The organism is Bacillus sp. MBGLi79 (assembly GCF_002953915.1).
In genome coordinates, this window is the sequence record NZ_CP026521.1 from 2,935,549 (window position 1) to 2,940,975 (window position 5,427).

The 5,427-nt window shown below is 48.0% G+C and carries 5 protein-coding genes; all 5 read right to left on the reverse strand.

Features of this window, described 5'->3' with window-relative positions; genetic code table 11:
- The coding region (prmA, locus tag C1T29_RS14885; protein WP_208945482.1) for a 50S ribosomal protein L11 methyltransferase at positions 1–856 on the reverse strand (856 nt) is incomplete at its 3' end.
- 23 nt (positions 857–879) lie between these two features.
- Entirely contained in the window at positions 880–2,007 is a 1,128-nt protein-coding gene (gene dnaJ, locus C1T29_RS14890) for a molecular chaperone DnaJ (RefSeq protein WP_020452258.1), read from the reverse strand.
- A 182-nt stretch (positions 2,008–2,189) separates the two neighbouring features.
- Complete coding sequence (dnaK, locus tag C1T29_RS14895) at positions 2,190–4,028, reverse strand: molecular chaperone DnaK (RefSeq protein WP_020452259.1); 1,839 nt, start codon at positions 4,026–4,028, stop codon at positions 2,190–2,192.
- 23 nt (positions 4,029–4,051) lie between these two features.
- A complete protein-coding gene (gene grpE / locus C1T29_RS14900; protein WP_020452260.1) occupies positions 4,052–4,636 on the reverse strand; it encodes a nucleotide exchange factor GrpE in 585 nt (194 codons plus the stop codon).
- Positions 4,637–4,715: 79 nt separating this feature from the next.
- Positions 4,716–5,427, reverse strand: a 712-nt coding sequence (hrcA, locus tag C1T29_RS14905) for a heat-inducible transcriptional repressor HrcA (RefSeq protein WP_208945483.1), incomplete at its 5' end; no start/stop codon positions are given.

The following is a 5,427-nucleotide window of genomic DNA, read 5'->3' on the forward strand; positions in this document are numbered from 1 at the left end:
CTTTGACTTCCTGTTTTTTCTGCTGAATGATTCCCGAAGTAATGAAATAACCGCCGTCTTTCAACAGGCTGTATGCCTGATCCGTAAAGCGCAAGATGACCTCGGCCAGGATGTTGGCGACGATGACGTCTTTTTCCCCTTCGACGCCGTCAAGCAGATTATTTTGCTTGATCTCGATATGATCGCTGACTTTATTGAGCTTGGAGTTCAAGCGGGCGCTTTCCACGGCTACAGGATCGAGATCATATCCTTCAACCTGTTTGGCGCGAAGCATGGCTGATGCAATGCTCAAAATGCCTGTTCCCGTTCCGACATCCACGACCGAATCCCCTTCTTTCACATACCTTTCGAGCGCCTGTATGCAAAGTACGGTTGTCGGGTGTGTGCCTGTTCCGAACGCCATTCCCGGGTCCATCTCGATGATGAGCTCATCCGTATGAACCGGTGTGTACTCTTCCCATGTCGGAACAATCGTAAACTTCTCGGAAATTTTTACGGGATGATAATATTTTTTCCATGCTGTCGCCCATTCTTCTTCGTTAACCTCGCTGATGGTGATTTTGTTCCGTCCGAGGTCAATATCATACAGCAGCAGATTATTGATGGTTTCCTTGATTCCTTCTACGGTCTCTCCCAAAAAGCTGTTGATCGGGAGATACGCTTTAATGATGACTCCTTCATCAGGGTAATCATTGGGGTCGAGCTGGTAGATTTCTCCGTATACATTCTCACGCTCTTTAATTAAATCAAGCGGATCTTCAATTACGACTCCACTCGCACCAGCTTCATGCAAAATATTCGAGATGGGCTCAACCGCTTCATGTGTCGTGTGAATGCAGATTTCGGACCATTTCATACTACCAACTCCTCATCCAATCATTAATCGCCTTTAAAGGCGCGCTTTACTTTATCGAAAAAACTCATTTCCTGTTCATCCGGCATATTTCCGCTCACTTCTGCAAATTCGCGGAGAATATTTTTCTGGTTTTCTGTTAAATTCGTCGGTGTCACGACGCGGACGACGATGTGCTGATCGCCTTGACCGTACCCGCGTACGTTGGCAACGCCTTTTCCTTTTAAACGGAACTTGGTGCCTGTCTGCGTGCCCGCCGGCACTTTTAATTTTACTTTACCGTGAAGAGTAGGCACTTCGATTTCGTCCCCGAGCGCAGCCTGTGCAAATGTCAGCGGCATTTCGCAGTAAATATCGTCGCCATCGCGCTCGAAAAATTCGTGTTCTTGGACGCGGAAAACGACGAATAAGTCACCTGACGGACCGCCGTTGATCCCCGGTTCACCCTGTCCGGATACTCGAAGCTGCTGGCCGTCATCCACACCCGCCGGGATGGTGACATTGATTTTCTTGCGTTTTTTCACTTTTCCTGTACCGCCGCAAGTTGAACATTTGTGCTTAATTTGCTTACCCGTTCCATTACAGTAATGACATACTCTTCTGTTGACAACTTTTCCGAACGGAGTCGACTGCTCCATGTTCAGCTGGCCAGAGCCGCCGCAGTGTGAACAGGTTTCCGGCTTTGTTCCCGGTTTCGCGCCTGAGCCGCTGCATGTTTCACATGTTTCTTCACGCGGAATTTCGATCGTCGTCTCTTTTCCGAAGGCCGCTTCTTCAAATGACAGTGTCATCGTATACTGCAGATCGGCGCCCTGCCTCGGGGCATTCGGGTCTCTCCGCCTTGCGCCGCCTCCGAAAATGCTTGAGAAAATATCGTCAAACCCAAAGCCGCCGAAGTCGCCGCCGCCGAAACCTCCGCCGCCGAATCCCTGATTTGGATCGGTGTGGCCAAACTGGTCGTAATGGGCCCGTTTTTGGTCATCAGAAAGTGTTTCATAGGCTTCTTTGACTTCTTTGAATTTTTCATCCGCTCCGGCTTCTTTGTTGATGTCCGGGTGATATTTTTTAGAAAGCTTGCGGTAAGCTTTTTTAATCTCATCTTTAGAAGCGCTCTTACCTACCCCAAGCACCTCATAGTAATCACGCTTACTCATCTCTTCACACTCCCGATTTTCTCACATAAATTAGATTGTATCATTTCAAATTATGTTTTTTCAATTCCTTTTGTCCTTTAGGAAGAAAAAAGTCAAAGTCAAGAGATCCTGACTTTGACTTTCATCGCCTGTAAGGTCATGTGCTGTGCAAACCGGGGTAAGCACAGCACATTTTATTTCAATTATTTTTGTTCTTTGTCGTCGTTTACTTCTTCATATTCAGCGTCAACGACATTGTCGTCGGCTTTTTTAGCGCCGGCGCCTCCGTCTTGCTGAGCCTGAGCCTGTTTTGCAGCTTCTTCGTAAAGCTTCATTGAAAGCTCTTGGACGATCGCTTGCAGCTCATCTTTTTTCGCCTTGATTTCATCAAGGTCATTTTTCTCGATCGCAGCTTTTAACGCGTCTTTTGCATCATTCGCTTTTTTCACTTGCGCTTCATCGGCTTTGCCTTCAAGATCTTTCAGCGTTTTTTCAGTTGTGAAGACAAGCTGATCCGCTTCGTTGCGAAGCTCGATTTCTTCTTTTTTCTTCTCATCCGCTTCGGCGTTTTCTTCAGCTTCTTTCACCATGCGTTCGATCTCCTCGTCAGAAAGACCTGAAGAAGATTTGATCGTGATGTTTTGCTCTTTGCCGGTACCCAGATCTTTCGCGCTGACGTTGACGATACCGTTCTTATCGATGTCAAATGACACTTCGATTTGCGGTACGCCGCGAGGAGCCGGCGGAATATCTGTAAGCTGGAAGCGTCCGAGCGTTTTGTTGTCGGCAGCCATCGGGCGCTCACCTTGGAGCACGTGGATGTCAACCGCTGTTTGGTTGTCAGCCGCTGTTGAGAACACTTGGGACTTGCTTGTCGGGATTGTCGTGTTGCGGTCAATCAGCTTCGTGAACACGCCGCCCATTGTTTCGATACCAAGTGACAGCGGAGTTACGTCCAGAAGGACAACATCTTTGACATCGCCTGTGATGACGCCGCCTTGAATGGCTGCACCAAGGGCTACGACTTCGTCAGGGTTGACGCCTTTATGCGCTTCTTTTCCAGTTTCTTTTTTGATCGCTTCCTGAACGGCAGGAATACGTGTTGATCCGCCGACAAGAATTACTTTGTCGATTTCGCTTGCAGAAAGCCCCGCATCTTGAAGAGCCTGGCGGACTGGACCCATTGTGCGCTCTACCAAGTGTGAAGACAGCTCTTCAAACTTCGCGCGGGTCAGTGTCAATTCAAGGTGCAGCGGACCTGCGTCACCGGCTGTGATAAACGGCAGCGAAATTTGTGTAGAAGATACGCCGGAAAGGTCTTTTTTCGCTTTCTCAGCCGCATCTTTTAAGCGCTGAAGCGCCATTTTATCTTTAGAAAGATCAATGCCGTTTTCTTTCTTGAATTCTGAGACGAGATGATCGATGATCACTTGGTCAAAGTCGTCTCCTCCAAGGCGGTTGTCACCCGCTGTAGAACGAACTTCGAATACGCCGTCTCCCAATTCAAGGATGGAAACGTCGAATGTACCGCCGCCAAGGTCGTAGACGAGGATCGTCTGATCTTCTTCCGTCTTATCCAGACCGTATGCAAGCGCAGCTGCAGTCGGCTCGTTGATGATCCGCTCAACTTCAAGTCCGGCGATTTTACCGGCATCCTTTGTCGCTTGACGTTCTGCATCATTGAAGTATGCAGGAACTGTAATTACGGCTTTAGATACAGTTTCGCCTAAATAGCTTTCAGCATATGATTTCAAATGCTGAAGGATGATGGCAGACACTTCTTGCGGCGTGTACTTTTTGCCTTCGATTTCAACTGTATAGTCCGTGCCCATGTGGCGCTTGACCGACATGATCGTGTTCGGATTCGTGATGGACTGGCGTTTCGCCACTTCACCCACCTGGCGCTCTCCGTTTTTAAATGCAACAACCGAAGGAGTCGTGCGGGCTCCTTCTGGATTTGGGATGACTTTCGGCTCTCCGCCTTCAAGCACTGCAACGCATGAGTTCGTTGTTCCCAAGTCGATTCCGATTACTTTGCTCATGATTTTTACCTCCTGCTATGTAGTTATTGGTTGACTTTTACCATAGAAGGACGGATCACCCGGTCCTTAAGTTTATAGCCTTTTTGCAGTTCCTCAACGACTGCGTTTGATTCGTACGCTTCATCCTCGACCTGCATAACAGCCTGGTGCATGTTCGGGTCAAATTGCTCTCCGACTGAAGGAATCTGTTCAACTCCTTCATTTTTAAGAGCCTCCAAAATTTGACGGTGCACCATTTCCATCCCTTGAAGCAGGCTTTTCGTCTGCTCGTTGTCAGGATCGATCTGTAGCGCACGTTCAAAGTTGTCAAGCGCCGGCAGCAAATCGCTGATGATGCGCTGGGAACGGTACTTTTCAGCAGCCTCAAGGTCAAGGCGTGCGCGTCGTTTGTAGTTTTCAAAGTCCGCCTGAACACGTAAAAGTTTATTTTCTTTTTCTTCAAGACGTTCTTGAAGTTCTTTGAGTTGTTTTTCAAGCATTTCTGTTTGCGTGTCTTCTGCCGGGGCATCAGCTTCAGCAGCCGTTTGTTCGGCTTCGGCTGTCTCCGCTTCTGTCTCGTTCAGTTCCTCTTGTTCGTTTAGCTCTTCAGTTTGTTTTTCTTCTGCCATCTGTGTTCACCTCCCTTAAAGGATGAGTTTCATGATAAAGAAGGGATTTCTCCCTTCTGTTTTGTTTTCGGGTACTGCCTTACCCATCATACAAACTTGTCAACGCTTTTGACAAGTCAGATGATACGTGCTGAAGCAAACCGACGACGCGGGAGTAGTCCATGCGCGTCGGCCCGATGACCGCGATGGAGCCGATCTGTTTTGAACCGACCGTGTATGTCGCGGTAATCAGGCTGCAGTTTTCCATTTCTTCATAGTCGTTTTCCTTGCCGATTTTAATGGTAATTCCGGACTCAGTCGACTGAAAGAGCCGGAGAAGCTCCTGTTCTTTCTCAATGAGCGACAATAGCGATTTCACTCTGTCAATATCGTGAAATTCGGGCTGATTCAGCATATTAATCTTGCCGCCGAAAAACAGCCGGTCGGTTTGAACAGATGAATCCAGCGTTGCGCCGAGCCCGTGTAAAATCGTATCGTAATTTTGGATATGCGACTTTAAGAAGATGACGACCTCTTTGAAAATCCTGTCTTTCAGCTCTGAGATCGGCACGCCTCTAAGGCGTTCATTTAATATATTCACCAGCTTTTCGAGATCGGAAAGATTGACCTCCGCCGGAAAGTTGATCGTTTTATTCTCGACATGGCCGGTATTCGTTACTAGAATGGCAACGGCCTTCTTAGGCTGAATCGGCACAATCTGGATCTGTTTGAGATGATTTTCGCTCAGTCTCGGACCGAGGACAATCGATGTATAATTTGTCAGATCAGACAGCACTTGAGCCGACTTCTGC

What these genes read in the sequence shown, in the direction of transcription:
- dnaJ (WP_020452258.1), bottom strand. Translation starts at nt 2,007, where the DNA reads ATGAGTAAGCGTGATTACTATGAGGTGCTTGGGGTAGGTAAGAGCGCT.
- dnaK (WP_020452259.1), bottom strand. Translation starts at nt 4,028, where the DNA reads ATGAGCAAAGTAATCGGAATCGACTTGGGAACAACGAACTCATGCGTT.
- grpE (WP_020452260.1), bottom strand. Translation starts at nt 4,636, where the DNA reads ATGGCAGAAGAAAAACAAACTGAAGAGCTAAACGAACAAGAGGAACTG.